This is a genomic window from Mycoplana sp. ABR4_002 (assembly GCF_056159645.1).
Genome location: NZ_JBSWVO010000001.1, coordinates 2,402,195 through 2,417,702, shown reverse-complemented (window position 1 = coordinate 2,417,702; position 15,508 = coordinate 2,402,195). Strand labels below are relative to the sequence as shown.

Below are 15,508 nucleotides of genomic sequence, written 5' to 3'. Positions count from 1 at the left end.
ATAGCGCCGGATCCGGGCGATTGAAAACCGTTGCGACAATCCCCGGCCGTTCAATGCGCCATCAGCACCGGGAAATTGGTGTTGCCCAGCATCGATCGCGTCGCCCCGCCGAAGACCAGCTCGCGCATGCGCGAATGCCCGTAGGCGCCCATGACGATCAGGTCTGCATCCATGTCGACGGCGTGCTTCTGCAAGGCGTCGGCCACCGTCCGGCGCGTGCCCGGCAGCGTGTCGACGGTGACGTTGACGCCATGGCGGGCAAGGTAGGCCGAGACATCTGCGCCCGGTTCGCCGCCGCTGGCGCGCAGGCCCGGTACCGGATCGACCATGGTGACGCGGACGGTCTCGGCGGCCTTCATGAGCGCGAGCGCGTCGCGCACGGCGTGGGCGGCCTGCGCACGGGAGTTCCAGGCGAGCAGAATGCGGCGCGGTCGCAGTGTCGTCGGCCTGAGCGGAGCGCCGACCAGCAGCGGCCGGCCGGCCTGGAAAATTGCGCCGCTGACGACCTGGTGTTTCAGGTCCTCGTCCTCGCAGGCGCCGGGACCGAGCAGCACCAGATCGGCATAGAGGGCGCGCTCGCCGATGTCGTAGCCCGTGCCGGCGACCTCCGCATAGATGCCGTCGATGTCGAACGAGATATCGGCTTCGGCAAGCCGCTCGCGCAGCTGTGCCACGTTTGCGGCGAGTTCTGTCCGGTCCCGCTCCCTGGCTTCGAGCCAGGACGGCGCCAGAGTGGCGTATCGTCCGCCGGGTGGCGGCGCCATTGCCGCGACGAGCGCGCTGAGATGGGCGCCGGTCTCGCCGCAAAGGCCGATCGCGATCTTCAGGTCACGCTCGGCCTGGGCCGTGCCGATCACGCTGAGGATGGTCTTGAACATCGTCACCTCCCGGGTGGACCTGTGCCGGCCGAGCGCCGGCTGCGACTCAGTTCGACATCAGTCGAGTGATGGTGGCGTCGGCGAGCAGCGACTGCGTCATCCCGCCGAACGCCCACTCGCGCAGGCGACTGTGGCCGTAGGCGCCGGAGACGATCAGGTCGGCGCCGAGCCTCCTCGCCGTCGTCACCAGGGTGACGCTGGTCTCCGGCTCATCCGGACCGATGACGTCGGCGCGCGCCCTGGCGCCGTGCCTGACCAGATAACGCGCGACATCGGCGGCGCTGTCCTTGGCCTCGCCGAGCCGCTCGCCTTCAAGCGTGACGACGACGACCTCCTTCGCATTGACGAGGAAAGGCATGGCGTCGGCGACCGCGCGCCTCGCCTCGCGGCTGTCCTTCCATGCCACGAGGACCCGCTCCGCCGTCACCGGTGCGGTGGCGGTGTTTGCAACGAGAACCGGCCGCCCGGCTTTGAGGATCAGTTCGCCGAGGTCGATCGACCGATGCGGGTCCCCAGTCACGTCCGCGGCCGGCGGCCCGGTGACAATCAGGTCTGCCGCCCGGGCCGCCCGCGTCAGCGCGCGCGTCGGATCGCCGACGTGAGGGTGCCACGACCGGTTCGCCTCGGACGTGAAGGCCTCCTCGAACCGGCTCTTCAGATCGCGAAGCCGGCGCTCGATGCTCTCGAGTTCCCGGCGATGCAATTCGGAGTCGGCGACCACGCCGGACGGCGGGATAATCGCCGAGCGCGTGTTGGCGGCGGCAAAACCGATGACGTGGGCGCCAAAGCGGGAGGCGAGTTCGCCCGCAAGCTTCAGCCGCGCCTCGGGCGAGCCCTCGATGTCGAACTGCACCAGGAGCGTGTTGTAGATCATTGCTTTCACCTCCACCCTCGACCCGCACTGCTGTTTTCATTCAGAGCCCCGACATTCGGGGCGGCCCGGCCGCGCGTTCTCGATGTCCGTCGCGCGTCTCGCCGATTTTCTCCGAAGCGGCAAAATCCTGCCACGTCTGACCAGCGCCCACTTTGATTGACGTCAAATCCGCGCCCTGGGAAGCGGGCACGGGTAGGCTGCCCGCTTCATGCCTTCCCGGGCGCCGCGACAGGCGGCGACCGTGATCTTGGCTTTGCTGCGGGTCAGGCGTGGTGTTCGCTCACGGCCCGCATCAGTTCGCCGGTGAGGCCTTTGCTGCCGCTGTGCGTGACGTCGCCGACGCTCAGCATGCCGACCATGCGCTTCTTGGCGTCGATGACCGGAAGCCGGCGGATCTTCTTTTCCTCCATCATCTGGACGGCCGCCTCGAGGGTGTCGTCGGTGTGACAGTAGGCGATGCCGGGCGACATGACGTCGCGCGCCGTCAGCGACGCTGTGTCACGTCCGTTCGGCATGGCGCGGATGGCGATGTCGCGGTCTGTCACCATCCCGATCAGGCGGTCGTTCTCGCCGACCGGAACGGCGCCGATATCGCGTTCCCTCATGATCCTGGCAATTTCCGGAATGGGCATCGTCGGCGGTACCCAGGCGACGCTCCTGTGCATGGCTTGCTCGACTTTCATTGCTTTCCTCCTTCTTCAGCCTCCTCCCTCCCTATGGGAGCGGGACCCGGGGCCCGGGACCGAAACGGCCGCGGCTGGAGATGCTGCCGCTCGAACTCGCGCCTTGATGATGACGGAACCAATTGCCGGCGAGAGCGTCAGGTCGACATTTTCCGCGGCGGTGCGTGGGCCATGATTGGCATCCCGGGACGCATCTTACTCGCAGCCGCTCCCGGAAGACATCCCGGGCGTTCGGCATCACACGCCTTTGATCCGCGTCAAGCCGACGCCGCTTCGATGGGATAGACTGTCGAGGACGGGAAGGGTGGATCGTGTGCAAGACGTTCGTGCATCCTGGGTGAACGAAGGAGACTCTGAATGACCGGCAACATCGTACTGTTCGTCACTGGCCCGAACGATAGCGATCGCGATCTGCGCGCGGCGATTTCCATGTGCGCCGCCTGCGATGCGCATCTGTCGGTCCTGATTGTTGCGATCGCCGCGCCGCCTCCCATCGGAGACTACGCCGCCGCCGTGTCGGACGCGTGGCACGAGGAACGCCAGCGCGACCTTGATGGGCTTGCCGCCCGCGAGGCGGACGTATCTTCCTTGCTCGAGGCCGCTCAGGTCTCCCGCGAAGTCGCCACGGTGTACTGCGAGTTGAGCTGGGCCGAGGGGGAGGTGGGCACGCGTGCGAGCTATGCCGATGTCGTGCTCGTGGGCGAGGAACTGTCCAACGAGCGCAGCCTGCGCACGAGCGTTATCAACGGTACGCTGTTCAACTCTTCCGCGCCACTGCTGGTGGCGTCCGGCGAGCGCTCGCCCGCGCTCGATCCCAAGGTCGTTCTTCTCGCCTGGGATTCCAGTCTCGAGGCGTCGCGGGCCGTCCGGCACGCCCTCGGGCCCATGAAGGCCGCCGGGGAGGTTCATGTCACGCTCGTCGATCCCAAGGCATCCGAGAGCGTCAACGGCGAGGAACCGGGGGCGGATATTGCCACCTACCTCGCCCGCCACGGCGTCAACGTGACCGTGGACCGCGTTTCCAGCGGCGGGCGGCCGGTCGCCGAGACGCTGAAGCAGCAGGCCGCCGATATCGGCGCAGACCTGATCGTCATGGGCGCCTATGGGCATTCGCGCCTGCGCGAGCGCATCTTTGGCGGGGTGACGCACGATATGCTCGAGCACCCTGCCGTTCCGGTGCTGATGGCGCGCTGAACGGCGTTCGAGTTCGTTGCGGGGCGGTGTCAGTCGAACGGCTTGTCGCGCTGCGCTGCGAGCACGTCCAGCACGTCCCGGTCGGAGAGCTGCGGAAAATCCCGGTAATGCAGGCCGACCGCGTGGAAATCCTCCGGCACCTCGAGGCAAACGACGTCATCGGCTTCGCGACGGACGAGGGCGAGAACGTCGCCGGCGGCGACGGGGACGGCGAGCACGATCTGCAGCGGATCACGGGTGCGCAGGGCCTTGATGGCGGCACGGGCCGTCGCGCCGGTGGCCAGCCCGTCATCGATGACGATCGCCGTCTTGCCCTTGAGGTCGCGATCGGGCCGGTCGCCGAGATAGAGCCGCCGACGTCGCCGGATCTCGGCCAGTTCGTCTTGGCAGCATTCCCGGAATTCGGCCTCGGTGATGCCCGTCGCGCGGATGACCACATCGTTGCGGATGATTGCCGGGGGCTGCCCGTCAACGACGGCGCCCATGGCCAGTTCGGGCTGGAAGGGGAGGCCGATCTTGCGCACCAGCGCCAGGTCGAGCGGGGCGTTCAATGCGCTTGCAACCTCGGCGGCGACCGGCAAGCCGCCGCGCGGCAGCGCAAAGATGACGACCGGCTTTCCGGCATAGGCTTGCAGCGCATCGGCGAGCAACCTGCCGGCTTCGGCCCGGTCCAGAAAGGACATGGACATTCTCCCGACCCTTGCTGGTGATAACCCTAGCAGGAAAACGCCATCCGTTCCCGGATGCATTGACGCGGCTCAATGAACAGTCGTGAGGTCGGGCGCGCCGCCATCACATCATCCCTTTTGCGGCCGATACTAGGGGCACAGCAAAGGGGGATCGATGCCGGACCAGCAGATCTTCATCGATACGACACTGGATGCCTATCGACGCGCCCAGTTTGCCTTTGCCGACGTGCTGCGGCGGGCGCAGGGCGACGCCGTCGGCGCCCTTGGACTGGACCCGCAGGAATGCGTCCACCGGGTGATCGCGTCCGGACCGCATTGGCGGCTTCGCGACTACGGCAGCCACATGCGGTCGGACCGGCCGCTGCTCGTGATCGCGGCGCCGATCAAGCGCCCCTACATCTGGGACCTTGCACGCGGGACAAGCGCCATCCGCCATTGCCTCGGGCAGGGCCTGCATGTCCATCTGCTCGAGTGGAGGCCGGCATCGCACGACACGAGCGATTTCGGCCTGGACGAGTACGTGCAGGCGATCGCCGCAGCGGTAGCGACGATCTCGGAGACAACCGGCGGCAAGCCCGTGCTCGCCGGCCACTCGCTCGGCGGCACGCTTGCGGCAATCTACGGTGCCTATGCGCCGCAAGGCGCGGCCGGTCTCGTGCTGCTGGGCGCTCCGCTCTGCTTCCAGCCCGGCAGCAGCCGGTTCCGCGACGGGCTGGTTTCGCTGGCGCCGGCCAGCCTTTCGGCGGCGGACCCGTTTCCGGGGTCGCTGCTGACCTTTATGAGCGCGCTCGCCTCGCCCTCCACCTTCGTGTGGTCACGCCTGGTCGACGCCAGCCTCAGCTTCGCCGACAAACGGGCGATGGAGATCCACGGACGGGTCGAGCGCTGGGCGCTCGACGAGGTTCCGCTTCCCGGCCGGCTCGTCAACCAGATCATCGAGTGGCTCTACCGCGACGATCGGCTCCTGAAGGGGACACTGCCGATTCTTGGGACCACGGTCGGTCCCGGACGGATCACCATGCCCACGCTCCTGGCCGTCAACACGGACGACGACGTGGCATCGCCGGAAGCCGTCCGTACCTTCGCCTTGGCCATGCCGTCCGCGGAAACGCGCATGATCGAGCACCCCGGCGAAAGGGGCGTCTGCCTGCAGCACCTGGCCATCCTTGTCGGGCACCAGGCCCAAAGAATCGTCTGGCCAAAGATCATCTCCTGGATCAAGTCGCTTCGGCAGTCGGCGTCCTGACGGACGCTGGCGCACCGAAGCCTGCCCGAACCTTGCCGGCGCTCGCCTCGGGAGCGCGAATGCCGGTCGCTCGGCCGGGGCGTTAACCATTTGTTAACCGTGAATCGCGTAGATCTGGGAAACGAAAAATTAACGAAGATTTCCAACGTGTTAACAGAAGCTCGCTCGATCCGCATCAAGGGCCGATCCTTTCTGGCGCTGATGCTTTCCCCGGAATTGCCGCTCGATGAGTGGCTTGTCCGGCTCGATGATCTCGCCGCGCGTTCGGCGGGGTTCTTTCTGGAGCGGCCGATCGTGCTCGACGTGGCCGATCTCGATATCGACCGGTCGCAGCTGAAGGGGCTGCTCGAGCAGCTTGCGCAGCGCAACGTGCGGGTCATGGGAATCGAGGGCGGGCGGCCGTCGCTGCACGAGCCCGGCATGCCGCCGGCGATGCGGGGCGGGCGGCCGGCACCTGATATCGAGGTTCCGACGCCGCAGCCGAGCAAGGCCGCCACGCCGCAGCCGGACGTCCAACCGGCGCGGACGCCGGCTTCGATGATCGTCCGCGAGCCGGTGCGGTCGGGACAGTCGGTGATCTTCCCAGAGGGCGACGTCACCGTGGTCGGGGCGGTCGCCTCCGGTGCGGAGATCATCGCCGGCGGATCGATCCATATCTACGGCACGCTGCGGGGGCGGGCGCTGGCGGGGTCGGTGGGCAATGCCTCGGCGCGGATTTTCTGCCGCCGGCTCGAGGCGGAACTCCTGGCTATCGACGGTGTCTACAAGACGGCCGAGGACATGGCTCCCAACCTTCGCGGGCAGGCGGTCCAGCTCTGGCTCGAAGACGAATCGATCATGGCGGAAAGACTTAACTGAGCCGGCTGCCGGCCAGAAACAGGAGCGGAAGATGGCGAAAGTAGTTGTTGTCACATCGGGCAAGGGCGGTGTCGGTAAGACCACTTCGTCCGCAGCGCTCGGCGCGGCGCTGGCCCAGCGCAACGAGAAGACCGTGGTCGTGGACTTTGATGTCGGCCTGCGCAACCTCGACCTTGTCATGGGCGCCGAACGCCGGGTCGTCTACGACCTCGTCAACGTCATCCAGGGCGATGCGAAGCTGCCGCAGGCGCTGATCCGCGACAAGCGCCTCGATACCCTGTTCCTGCTGCCGGCCTCGCAGACCCGCGACAAGGACAGCCTGACGGAAGAAGGCGTCATGCAGGTCATGAACGACCTCAAGCGCCATTTCGACTGGATCATCTGCGACAGCCCGGCCGGGATCGAGCGCGGCGCCACCCTCGCCATGCGCCATGCCGATGTCGCGGTGGTCGTGACGAACCCCGAGGTCTCGTCGGTGCGCGATTCCGACCGCATCATCGGCCTGCTTGACGCCAAGACCGAAAAGGCCGAGCGCGGTGAGCGCATGGAAAAGCACCTGCTGCTGACCCGCTACGATCCCGCCCGCGCCGACCGCGGCGACATGCTGAAGGTCGACGACGTGCTGGAGATCCTGTCGATCCCGCTGCTCGGGATCGTTCCGGAGAGCGCGGACGTGCTGAAGGCCTCCAACATCGGCGCGCCGGTCACCCTCGCCGACAGCCGCTGTGCGCCGGCAATGGCCTATCTCGACGCTGCGCGGCGGCTCGCCGGAGAGACGGTGCCGATGACCATCCCGGGCGAGAAGCGCGGGCTGCTGGGCAAGATTTTCGGACGGAGGGCTGCATGAGCATGTTTAGCTTCTTCCGCAAGCAAACTTCCGCGCCGATGGCGCGGGAACGCTTGCAGGTGCTGCTGGCGCACGAAAGGGCGTCGGTCGGCAAGTCGGACCTTGTCGCAGTGCTGCGCGAGGAGATCCTTGCGGTCATCGCCAAGCACGTCCAGATCGATGCCGACAAGGTGAGCGTGAAGATGGATCGCGGCGAGCACGTGACTACGCTCGAGGTCGACATCGAGATCCCGGTCAACGTCACCATCCGCGCCGCCTGAGCGGCATTTCTGCATGGTATTTCGGCCGGCGGCAGCCCACCTGGCTGCCGCCGGCCCAATTATTTCGAGGCACGCCGGTCCTTGCCGAGCGCCGGCCTCCTGTCGCCCTCCAAGACTTTTCGCGTCGAAGGCGCCCTTCGGTGCTATGATGGATCGATTGGGTGCGCGCGTTCACAAGCGCGTTACCCCCATCGTCGACGCGGCACAAACGGCCGGCTGGCGCGTTTGCGTGCAGAAAGGCAGATGGTGATCGAGATGAAGCTACTTGCAGTCATCGGCCTGTCACTGGCCACCACCCTGTCGGGCGCGGTGCCGGCACAGGCGTTCCCGACGGTACCGGCGTTGCAGGGCGAGAGCATCCGTGTTTCCGACGTGCAGCAGGTGAGGGACGGACGGGGATCGCGGAAATGGTATCGCCAGGGCAACCGGAACTGGAGGGGCGACCGCGGTCGGTACGCCCGGAATTATCGCGGCGGATACCGGAACGGCTATCGCTACAAGCGGAACGGCTATCGCTATAACCGCTACTATCGCGGTTATGACAACGACTACAACGATTTTGGCCTCGTGATCGGCGGGCTTGCCGCCGGTGCCATCATCGGCGGCATCATCGCCCAACCGCAATATTACGGTGCGCCATACTATGGCCCGCGCTACTATGGCGGCAGCAGCCATGTCAGCTGGTGCTATGCGCGCTACCGGTCCTACCGGGCCTACGACAACACGTTCCAGCCGTATTACGGTCCGCGCCGCCTGTGCATCTCGCCGTATCTCTAGGGCGAGGGACGACTTGCGGTCGGGCCTTGTTTCGGCCGCATTGGCTTCCTATATGGCGTGCATCGGCCTTGCTGATGCGTCCCACACAGTTCGCGGACGCTCGCAGGGTCGGAGCCGCCAACTGCCTTTGACCACGGATGTACTGGCACTGGGAGAAGAGCGGCGCGAGAAGGTCGGTGCGGTTTCGCCCCGGCCTTTTTTCTTTTTGCGCGGATCGATCCGCCCGACGCCCCGCTCAGGCGACGTGAGCCTCGGTGGTTTGCAGAGGCTGCTCGAGCCCGCGCTGGAAGAGGGCGGCGATCAGGTCGGACTGCGTGACGATGCCGACGACGCGGTTGGCCTCGTCCACCACCGGCATGTGATGAAGGCCCATGTCCGCCATCGGCGGCACCAGTCTGGCGATCATCGTGCCCGGGACGGCCGACTGAACGCGGCGGGTCATGATCTCGGAGACGTGGCGGGGACGTTTCGACCGCCCGCCAAGCACGAGGCGTACCTTGTCGCCGATACCGAACCGCATCTGGCCGTTGTTGTTCAGCATGGCGCTGTGCATGAAGTCGGTCTGCGTGACGATGCCGACCAGGCCGGCGCCAGGCGTGACGACGGGCAAGGCCTTGATGCGGTGGCGCAGAAGCAGGTTCCAGGCATCCTGCAACGGCGTTTCGGGGGATACCGTCGCCACGTCGCGCGACATCACCTCCGCACAGGTGATCTCGCCGGAATGGCGGTTGTAGGCCCGGATCTGCGCCTGATGCAGCAGGCCATCGAGCACGTCGGGGCTGATGTTCACCACTTCGTCGTAGTGCGCCAGCACCGCCTGCAGGTCGTCGGGGACGACGCCGAGACGCTGGGTCGGTACCGGGTCGTTGGTCTGATGCGGGTTCGCCGGCGCCGGCGGCGCCAGGTGCGGGTAGCGGCGGCCGGTCGCGTTGTTGAACAGGATCGCCACCGACAGCATCAATACCGAGTTGACGCCGACGGGCGTGATCACGAACCAGTAGCCCGCTTCCTGTACCGCCGGGCCGCCGAGAACGGCGGTCAGCGCCACGGCCCCGCTCGGCGGATGCAGGCAGCCGAGCATCATCATGGTGCCGATCGCAACGGCGACGGCGATGGCCGCGGCGACCAGCGGGTCACCGATCAACAGCGCGCTTGTCACACCGATGGCCGCGGCCAGCGTATTGCCGCCGAGAACCGACCAGGGTTGCGCCAGCGGGCTTGCGGGGGCGGCAAAGAGCAGCACGGCGGAGGCGCCCATCGGCGCGATCAGAAGCGGCAGGTCGGCGGGGCCGACGGCGAGGGTGCTGACGAGACCGGTCAGCAGAATGCCGACCAGCGCGCCGGTCGCCGAGCGCAGCCGTTCAAGTCGGCTGACCGGGGCGAGGGCAGGGACCAGCCGCTTCAGAAAGGCGATTGTCTTGGACATGAGAACCCGCGAAACGCATTGCCTTGATGGGAGTGGTGCGCCTCGTTAGCACGCCGGATACAAGACAGGCACGCAATACTGACCCAAAAAAAGCAGGTTGGCGGAAAAATGTGCATTCGCGTCCAGGTGCGCGTCAGCCCCGCTTCACGTACTGCCGCCAGCCGTGTTTCGACTGGAACCCCAGCATTGCCTTGGCCTTGCGGTTGGACAGGAGCGTCTCGAACTCGCCGAGGTCATGCTTGAGCGGCACGTCCGGATAGAAGCGCCGCAGCAGTTCGCTTGTCGGCAGGTCGGATGAGGTGTCGTCATTGGCGGCGTTGAAGACCTGATAGCCGAGCCCGTCCTTCTCTATCGCCAGCGCGGTCATCTGGCCGAGGTCGCGCGCGTCGATGTAGCTCCAGGCGATGCGCTTGCGGAAGCCGGGGTCGGCGAACCACCTCGGAAAGAGGTCGTACTCGTGCGGTTCGATGACGTTGCCGATCCTCAGCGCGTAAATGTCGGCGCCGCTACGCAAAGCGAAAGCGCGCGCGGTCTTTTCGTTGACCACCTTGGAGAGCGCGTAGCTGTCCATCGGATCGACGTCGTATTCCTCGTCCAGCGGAAAATAGGCAGGGCTGCGCGGCTCGTTGGCGAAGACGAGCCCGTAGGTGGTTTCGCTGGAGGCGATGACGATCTTGCTGATGCCGAGCTTCACCGCGGCCTCGATCACGTTGTAGGTGCCGAGCGCATTGACGCGGAACAGCTCGTTGTCCGGCGTGATCATGATGCGCGGAACGGCGGCGAAGTGCACGACGGCATCGACCGACTGGGCGCGCAGCGACGGGTCGAACTCGTGCAGGCCCATGTAGCTGGAGAGGGCGTTGAAGACCTGCCCGCTGTCGGCGATGTCGGTGATCAGCGTTCGGACCTTCGGATTGTCGAGCGGACGGGTGTCGAGATTGAGCACCTGGTAGCCCTGGTCGACGAGGTACTGCACGACATGCCGTCCGGCCTTGCCGCTGCCGCCCGTAAACATTACCCGCTTTGCCATGTTTCCCTCCTGATGCCTGCCACCTTGCGTTGGCATCGCTGTAGCACGTGCGACGCCACGGGAGAACCGGAACGCCGTTCTTCGTCAGGGGAACGGGACGCCGCCGTCGCGGCGCCCCGGCACGGCCGTCACTTCTGGATGCAGGTGTCGGCGGTGTCCTTCGTGCACTCGTCGAGGCCGGTGAAGACCGGGTCGTCGACCATCTTGCCCTCGATCAGGTCGATCATGACCGTTGGCGCCTTGTAGCCCATCTCGAACGGCCGCTGGCCGACCAGCGCTGTCACCAGCCCCTCCTTGGCGATTGCAACCTCCTCGCCGATCGTATCGGCCGCGCCGATCACGAACTCGTTGCTGGCGATCTTGTCGGCCATCGGTCCGAACAGGTCGCGGTAGGGCTGCGGGGCGCCGAACAGCGGCCAGCCCCCCATCACGCCGAAGGCGTCGAGGTCGGGGTTGGCGGCGAGGATGTCCGTCATCGCCTGCACGCCCTTGGCGCCGTCGTCGTTGGTGAATACGGGGCAGCCGGCCACTTCCGTCCAGCCGCCTTCGCCCTTCAGTTCGGTCAGGCCCTTCTGGCCGGTGAGCGCGTCGCGCATACCCTGGGCGCGGCGCAGGATGTTGTCGGCACCCGGATTGCCCTCGATCGTGCAGATCTTGCCGCCGTCGGGCTTGCCGTTCTTGATGTATTCGCCGATGCGGTACCCCATCAGGTAGTTGTCGGTGCCGAGATAGGTCTTGCGCAGGGCCGAATCCTCGGCGGCGAGGTCGGCGTCGAGCGTCATCACCGGCACGGTCGGGTTGGCGGTCTTGATGGTCTGGGCGATCAGCTTGGCGTTGGACGGCGAGATGGCAATGGCGGCCGTGCTCGCCTTGCCGAGCATGTCCTGAACGATCTGCGCCTCGCCGGCCTCATCGGACGTCGATGCCGGACCGGTGTAGAAGCACTCGTACTCGGAGCCGGCGTTCTCGTTGTTCCACTTCTGGCAACCCTGGTTGATCGCCTCGAAAAACGGATTGTCGAGCCCCTTGACGACGATCACGAGCTGCTTCTTCTCCTGGGCCACGGCCTGGCCGGCGATCACCGCTACGGCCGCAACTGCAAGCAATAATGCCTTCCTCATTGGTTCCTCCCATTGAAAACAGGCGGGCCCAGCTGCCCGCCGACGATCAACCCGGGTACCAGACGATGCGAGGGTCCTCCTTCGAGCGCTCGTAACGCCAGGCCGAGTCAATGAGCATTTCGAGGTCGTAGCGCGGGCGCCAATCCAGCAGGTATTTGGCCTTGCTGTTGTCCATCCAGTTGGAATGGTACCGGCTCGGAATGTCCACATGACCGAGCCCGCGGGTGCGGGCGAGATGGGCCGCCACCTCGCCGTAGTCCACCGGCCGGTCCATGCAGATGTTGAACAGTTGCCCCCGCGCCCGGGGATTGTCGAGGGCCGCCAGCAAGGCGGCGACGAGGTCGTCGACATGGACGAAATTGCGCCGCAGCGGCTCGCCGTCGGCATCGCGCAGCAGCGGCACGGTGCCGTCGCGTGCGAAGCGTTCCGCGTCCGCCGCCGCAACGAGCGTCTTCCAGTCAGGCCCGCCGAACACATCGTCGCCGAAGGACAGCGAATAGCGGAAATCATCCTTCTCCATGATCCACGGTGCGCGCAGGCAGCAGGCATTGATGCCGTACTGGATCACGAACTGCTCCAGCATCACCTCCTCGAGCACCTTGGAAAGCGCATAGCAGCCCGGGTAGGCGCGATGCGGGGTCCTTTCGGTGATCGGGCCATCGTGGCGGTGGTAGAAGTGGCCGACGCCGGCGTCGCCGCCGATCAGGATGAATTGCCGCGCGGTGGTGCTGGCCCGGAAGCCCTCGAGAAGCCAGAACAGCCCCTTGACGGTTACATCGACGACATCGTCGGGGCTTTCCTTGCAGGTCGCGAGATGGACCACGTGCGTGACGCCCGCCAGCGCCGCCTCGACGGCTGCGCGATCGGCGATGGAACCGCGCCGGACGCTCAGGCGGCGGGTTTCTTCGAGCATACGATTGTGGCAGAGCGCGCGGATGCGCGCTCCGGAATAACGCGGCTCGTCGAGCAGGTTCGCGATAAAGTGCCGCCCGACCTTGCCCGTTGCACCGGTCACAAGGATCAGCATGCTCGCCTCCCACTACAGCTAATAACCACTCGTTGCGGGCGTCAACGTTTATTTGTCATACTATAATAATATTTGTTGGAGCGAGCGTGTTTGGCAGCCTGTCTCATTGACGCTGTTGCAGGCGTTTGCATAAATATGACGATCGCTTTCGGGAGGAGCGGGAAGCGAGGTTGCGGCCGTCCGGACCCACCGGTGCGGACAGGCGCTGGCGTTTCCGGGGAGGCTAGAAGCGGGTGACTGTTCTCGAACTCGCCAACATTTCCAAGCATTTCGGGGCCATTCAGGCCGTCAGCGACGTGTCGCTCACGCTCGGGGCGGGGGAGGTCGTCGGCCTTATGGGCGACAACGGCGCCGGCAAGTCGACGCTGGTCAAGATGATCGCCGGCAATTTCCGGCCGAGCAGCGGCGCGATGCGCCTCGACGGCCGGGAGATCGTGCTGCACCGTCCTGTCGATGCCCGCCGCCACGGCATCGAGATCGTCCATCAGGACCTGGCGCTGTGTGACAACCTCACGGCGGCGGCGAACGTGTTCCTCGGCCGCGAGATGCGCATCGGCATCGGCCCGTTCGGAATCCTCGACTACCGGACGATGTACCGTCGCGCCGGCGCACTGTTCAAGGACCTGAAATCGGAAACCCGTCCGCGCGACCTTGTGCGGCAGATGTCGGGCGGCCAGCGCCAGGCGGTGGCGATCGCGCGCACCATGCTCGCCGAGGCGAAGATCGTGCTCATGGACGAGCCGACGGCGGCTATTTCCGTGCGCCAGGTGGCTGAAGTGCTGAACCATATCCGTCACCTGCGCGACCGCGGCATCGCCGTCGTGCTGATCAGCCATCGCATGCCGGACGTGTTCTCGGTCGCGGACCGGGTGATCGTCATGCAGCGCGGCAGAAAGGTCGCGGACAAGCCGATCGCCCTCAGTTCGCCCGAGGAGGTTACCGGCCTGATCACCGGGGCGATCGAACTGATGTGACTGCAGCAGCCTTCCGGGCACCAGGAGAGCGAGGTCGAGCGTGGCAATAACCTTGGACCAGACCATCGAGCAGCGGCAAAAGTCCGTGATCGGTTCGATACTCGGCAGCCAGACGTTCTGGGTGCTGATCGCGGTGATCCTCGCCTGCCTGTTTCTCTCCTTTGCGACGGACGCGTTCGCAACGTCGAGAAATTTCTACAACATCACCCGCAACGTCACCTTCGTCGCCATCATCGCGCTCGGCATGACGATCGTCATCATCACCGGCGGCATCGACCTGTCGGTGGGCTCCGTCCTCTGCCTGTGCAGCATGGTGCTGGCCGTCGTCATGCATGCCGGCTACAGCATCGAGACCGGCATCGCCGCCTCGATCGCCACGGCCCTGGTGATCGGGGCCTTCAACGGCGTCCTGATCGCCTATCTCAACTTTCCGCCGTTCGTGGTGACGCTCGGCATGTTGTCGATCGCGCGAAGTCTGGCGATGGTGGCGTCCAACAACACCGTGGTGTTCCAGTTCGGGCCCGACCACGACAAACTGCTGGCGCTTGGCGGCGGTGCCTGGCTGTTCGGCATCGCCAATCCCGTTCTGTTCATGATTGCGCTGGCTTTGATCACCGGCTTCGTGTTGCGCTGGACGCGGTTTGGCCGCTACCTGTTCGCCATCGGCGGCAACGAGCACGCCGCGAGGCTGACCGGTGTGCCGGTCAGGCCGATCAAGGTCGCGGTCTACATGATCTCGGCGCTGACCGCTGGCATCGCCGGCATCATCCAGACCGGTTGGCTCGGCGCCGTGACGACCAATATTGGGGCCGGGATGGAACTGCAGGTGATTGCCGCGGCCGTGATCGGTGGCGCGAACCTTGCCGGCGGCACGGGTACGGCCTTCGGCGCGCTGGTGGGGGCGGCGCTGATCGAGATCATCCGCAACAGCCTCGGGCTTCTCGGGATCAACGCCTTCTGGCAGGGCACCTTCATCGGCGGCGCGACGATCCTGGCGGTGCTGTTCGACCGGATCCGCAACCTCCGCCAGAGCGAGTGACGCCTCAGCGCCTGAGGGTGGTGAGGTCCAGCAGCCGCTTGCGGAACAGGACGGCGAGCGCCACCACGGCAGCGACCGCAAGCGCGGCGATAAGCAGGTGCGGCGGCAGCGCCAGCCTGCCGAGCAAACGCTCGATGCCCTCGCCGGCATAGAAGCCGAGCGCCGTGAACAGCGGGCCCCAGAGCGAGGCAGCGAGCGCATTGAGGAGCACGAACCGGGCCGCGGGAATCCGGGTCGTGCCGATCGCGACCGGGCTGATCGTCCGCATGCCGTACAGGAAGCGGAAGGCAAAGACGAAGCCCGTCGGATGGCGCTCCAGCAGATGATCCACGGCCGCGATCGCCGGCTTTTTCAGCAACCGCTTCACGATGGCGCTCGAGCGCGCCCGGCGCCCGGCCAGGAACAGCAGTTGATCGGCAAGGAACGATCCGAGCGAGGCGGCGAGCGCGACCGGCCAGAATGCCAGTAGCTGGCGATGGGACAGGATACCGCCGATCAGGACGACGGTCTCTCCCTCAATCCCGGCGCCGAGGAAGATCGCCAGCAGGCCGTATTGTTCGATCAACGTTTCGATGGACACGGCTT

Annotated in this window: 17 protein-coding genes; 8 read left to right on the top strand and 9 right to left on the bottom strand. The window is 66.0% G+C overall.

Annotated elements, in window-relative coordinates:
- Positions 1-50 precede the first annotated feature (50 nt).
- The 3 genes from ACXAGF_RS11670 to ACXAGF_RS11660 form a co-directional block, all read right to left on the bottom strand.
- Positions 51-878, bottom strand: coding sequence for a universal stress protein (locus tag ACXAGF_RS11670; RefSeq protein WP_475017187.1), 828 nt, complete (start codon positions 876-878; stop codon positions 51-53).
- A 46-nt stretch (positions 879-924) separates the two neighbouring features.
- On the bottom strand, positions 925-1,752 hold the full coding sequence (locus ACXAGF_RS11665) for a universal stress protein (RefSeq protein WP_475017186.1): 828 nt from the start codon (positions 1,750-1,752) through the stop codon (positions 925-927).
- Positions 1,753-2,015: 263 nt separating this feature from the next.
- Complete coding sequence (locus ACXAGF_RS11660; protein WP_475017184.1) at positions 2,016-2,435, bottom strand: CBS domain-containing protein; 420 nt, start codon at positions 2,433-2,435, stop codon at positions 2,016-2,018.
- Positions 2,436-2,792: 357 nt separating this feature from the next.
- Here ACXAGF_RS11660 and ACXAGF_RS11655 point away from each other — a divergent pair, with 357 nt between their 5' ends.
- Positions 2,793-3,629, top strand: a complete 837-nt coding sequence (locus ACXAGF_RS11655) for a universal stress protein (protein WP_475017182.1) — start codon at positions 2,793-2,795, stop codon at positions 3,627-3,629.
- A 29-nt stretch (positions 3,630-3,658) separates the two neighbouring features.
- On the opposite strand, the gene ACXAGF_RS11650 is transcribed toward ACXAGF_RS11655, so the two are convergent.
- The gene (locus ACXAGF_RS11650) at positions 3,659-4,312 is read right to left on the bottom strand and encodes a phosphoribosyltransferase (protein ID WP_475017181.1); all 654 of its coding nucleotides are present in this window, start codon (positions 4,310-4,312) and stop codon (positions 3,659-3,661) included.
- Between the two features lie 160 nt (positions 4,313-4,472).
- Here ACXAGF_RS11650 and ACXAGF_RS11645 point away from each other — a divergent pair, with 160 nt between their 5' ends.
- The 5 genes from ACXAGF_RS11645 (at position 4,473) to ACXAGF_RS11625 (ending at position 8,306) form a co-directional block, all read left to right on the top strand.
- Positions 4,473-5,564, top strand: a complete 1,092-nt coding sequence (locus ACXAGF_RS11645; RefSeq protein WP_475017180.1) for an alpha/beta fold hydrolase — start codon at positions 4,473-4,475, stop codon at positions 5,562-5,564.
- Between the two features lie 138 nt (positions 5,565-5,702).
- Complete coding sequence (minC, locus tag ACXAGF_RS11640) at positions 5,703-6,422, top strand: septum site-determining protein MinC (RefSeq protein WP_475019270.1); 720 nt, start codon at positions 5,703-5,705, stop codon at positions 6,420-6,422.
- 31 nt (positions 6,423-6,453) lie between these two features.
- Positions 6,454-7,269, top strand: a complete 816-nt coding sequence (minD, locus tag ACXAGF_RS11635; protein ID WP_475017178.1) for a septum site-determining protein MinD — start codon at positions 6,454-6,456, stop codon at positions 7,267-7,269.
- A complete protein-coding gene (minE, locus tag ACXAGF_RS11630) occupies positions 7,266-7,529 on the top strand; it encodes a cell division topological specificity factor MinE (RefSeq protein ID WP_475017177.1) in 264 nt (87 codons plus the stop codon). The genes minD and minE overlap by 4 nt, the downstream gene beginning before the upstream one ends.
- Positions 7,530-7,784: 255 nt before the next feature.
- Positions 7,785-8,306 carry a BA14K family protein gene (locus ACXAGF_RS11625; RefSeq protein ID WP_475017175.1) on the top strand — a complete coding sequence of 174 codons (522 nt, stop codon included), beginning with the start codon at positions 7,785-7,787 and terminating at the stop codon, positions 8,304-8,306.
- A 235-nt stretch (positions 8,307-8,541) separates the two neighbouring features.
- Here the strand turns inward: ACXAGF_RS11625 and ACXAGF_RS11620 are convergent, their stop codons facing one another.
- The 4 genes from ACXAGF_RS11620 to ACXAGF_RS11605 form a co-directional block, all read right to left on the bottom strand.
- Positions 8,542-9,732, bottom strand: a complete 1,191-nt coding sequence (locus ACXAGF_RS11620) for an HPP family protein (protein WP_475017173.1) — start codon at positions 9,730-9,732, stop codon at positions 8,542-8,544.
- Between the two features lie 133 nt (positions 9,733-9,865).
- Complete coding sequence (locus ACXAGF_RS11615) at positions 9,866-10,762, bottom strand: NAD-dependent epimerase/dehydratase family protein (protein ID WP_475017171.1); 897 nt, start codon at positions 10,760-10,762, stop codon at positions 9,866-9,868.
- 128 nt (positions 10,763-10,890) lie between these two features.
- The gene (locus tag ACXAGF_RS11610; protein ID WP_475017169.1) at positions 10,891-11,883 is read right to left on the bottom strand and encodes a substrate-binding domain-containing protein; all 993 of its coding nucleotides are present in this window, start codon (positions 11,881-11,883) and stop codon (positions 10,891-10,893) included.
- Between the two features lie 46 nt (positions 11,884-11,929).
- Positions 11,930-12,910 carry an NAD-dependent epimerase/dehydratase family protein gene (locus ACXAGF_RS11605; protein ID WP_475017167.1) on the bottom strand — a complete coding sequence of 327 codons (981 nt, stop codon included), beginning with the start codon at positions 12,908-12,910 and terminating at the stop codon, positions 11,930-11,932.
- Between the two features lie 233 nt (positions 12,911-13,143).
- On the opposite strand from ACXAGF_RS11605, the gene ACXAGF_RS11600 reads away from it, so the two are divergent.
- A complete protein-coding gene (locus tag ACXAGF_RS11600; protein WP_475017165.1) occupies positions 13,144-13,884 on the top strand; it encodes an ATP-binding cassette domain-containing protein in 741 nt (246 codons plus the stop codon).
- 40 nt (positions 13,885-13,924) lie between these two features.
- The gene (locus tag ACXAGF_RS11595; protein WP_475017163.1) at positions 13,925-14,923 is read left to right on the top strand and encodes an ABC transporter permease; all 999 of its coding nucleotides are present in this window, start codon (positions 13,925-13,927) and stop codon (positions 14,921-14,923) included.
- A 4-nt stretch (positions 14,924-14,927) separates the two neighbouring features.
- On the opposite strand, the gene ACXAGF_RS11590 is transcribed toward ACXAGF_RS11595, so the two are convergent.
- Positions 14,928-15,503, bottom strand: a complete 576-nt coding sequence (locus ACXAGF_RS11590) for a DedA family protein (RefSeq protein ID WP_475017162.1) — start codon at positions 15,501-15,503, stop codon at positions 14,928-14,930.
- Between the last annotated feature and the right edge of the window lie 5 nt (positions 15,504-15,508).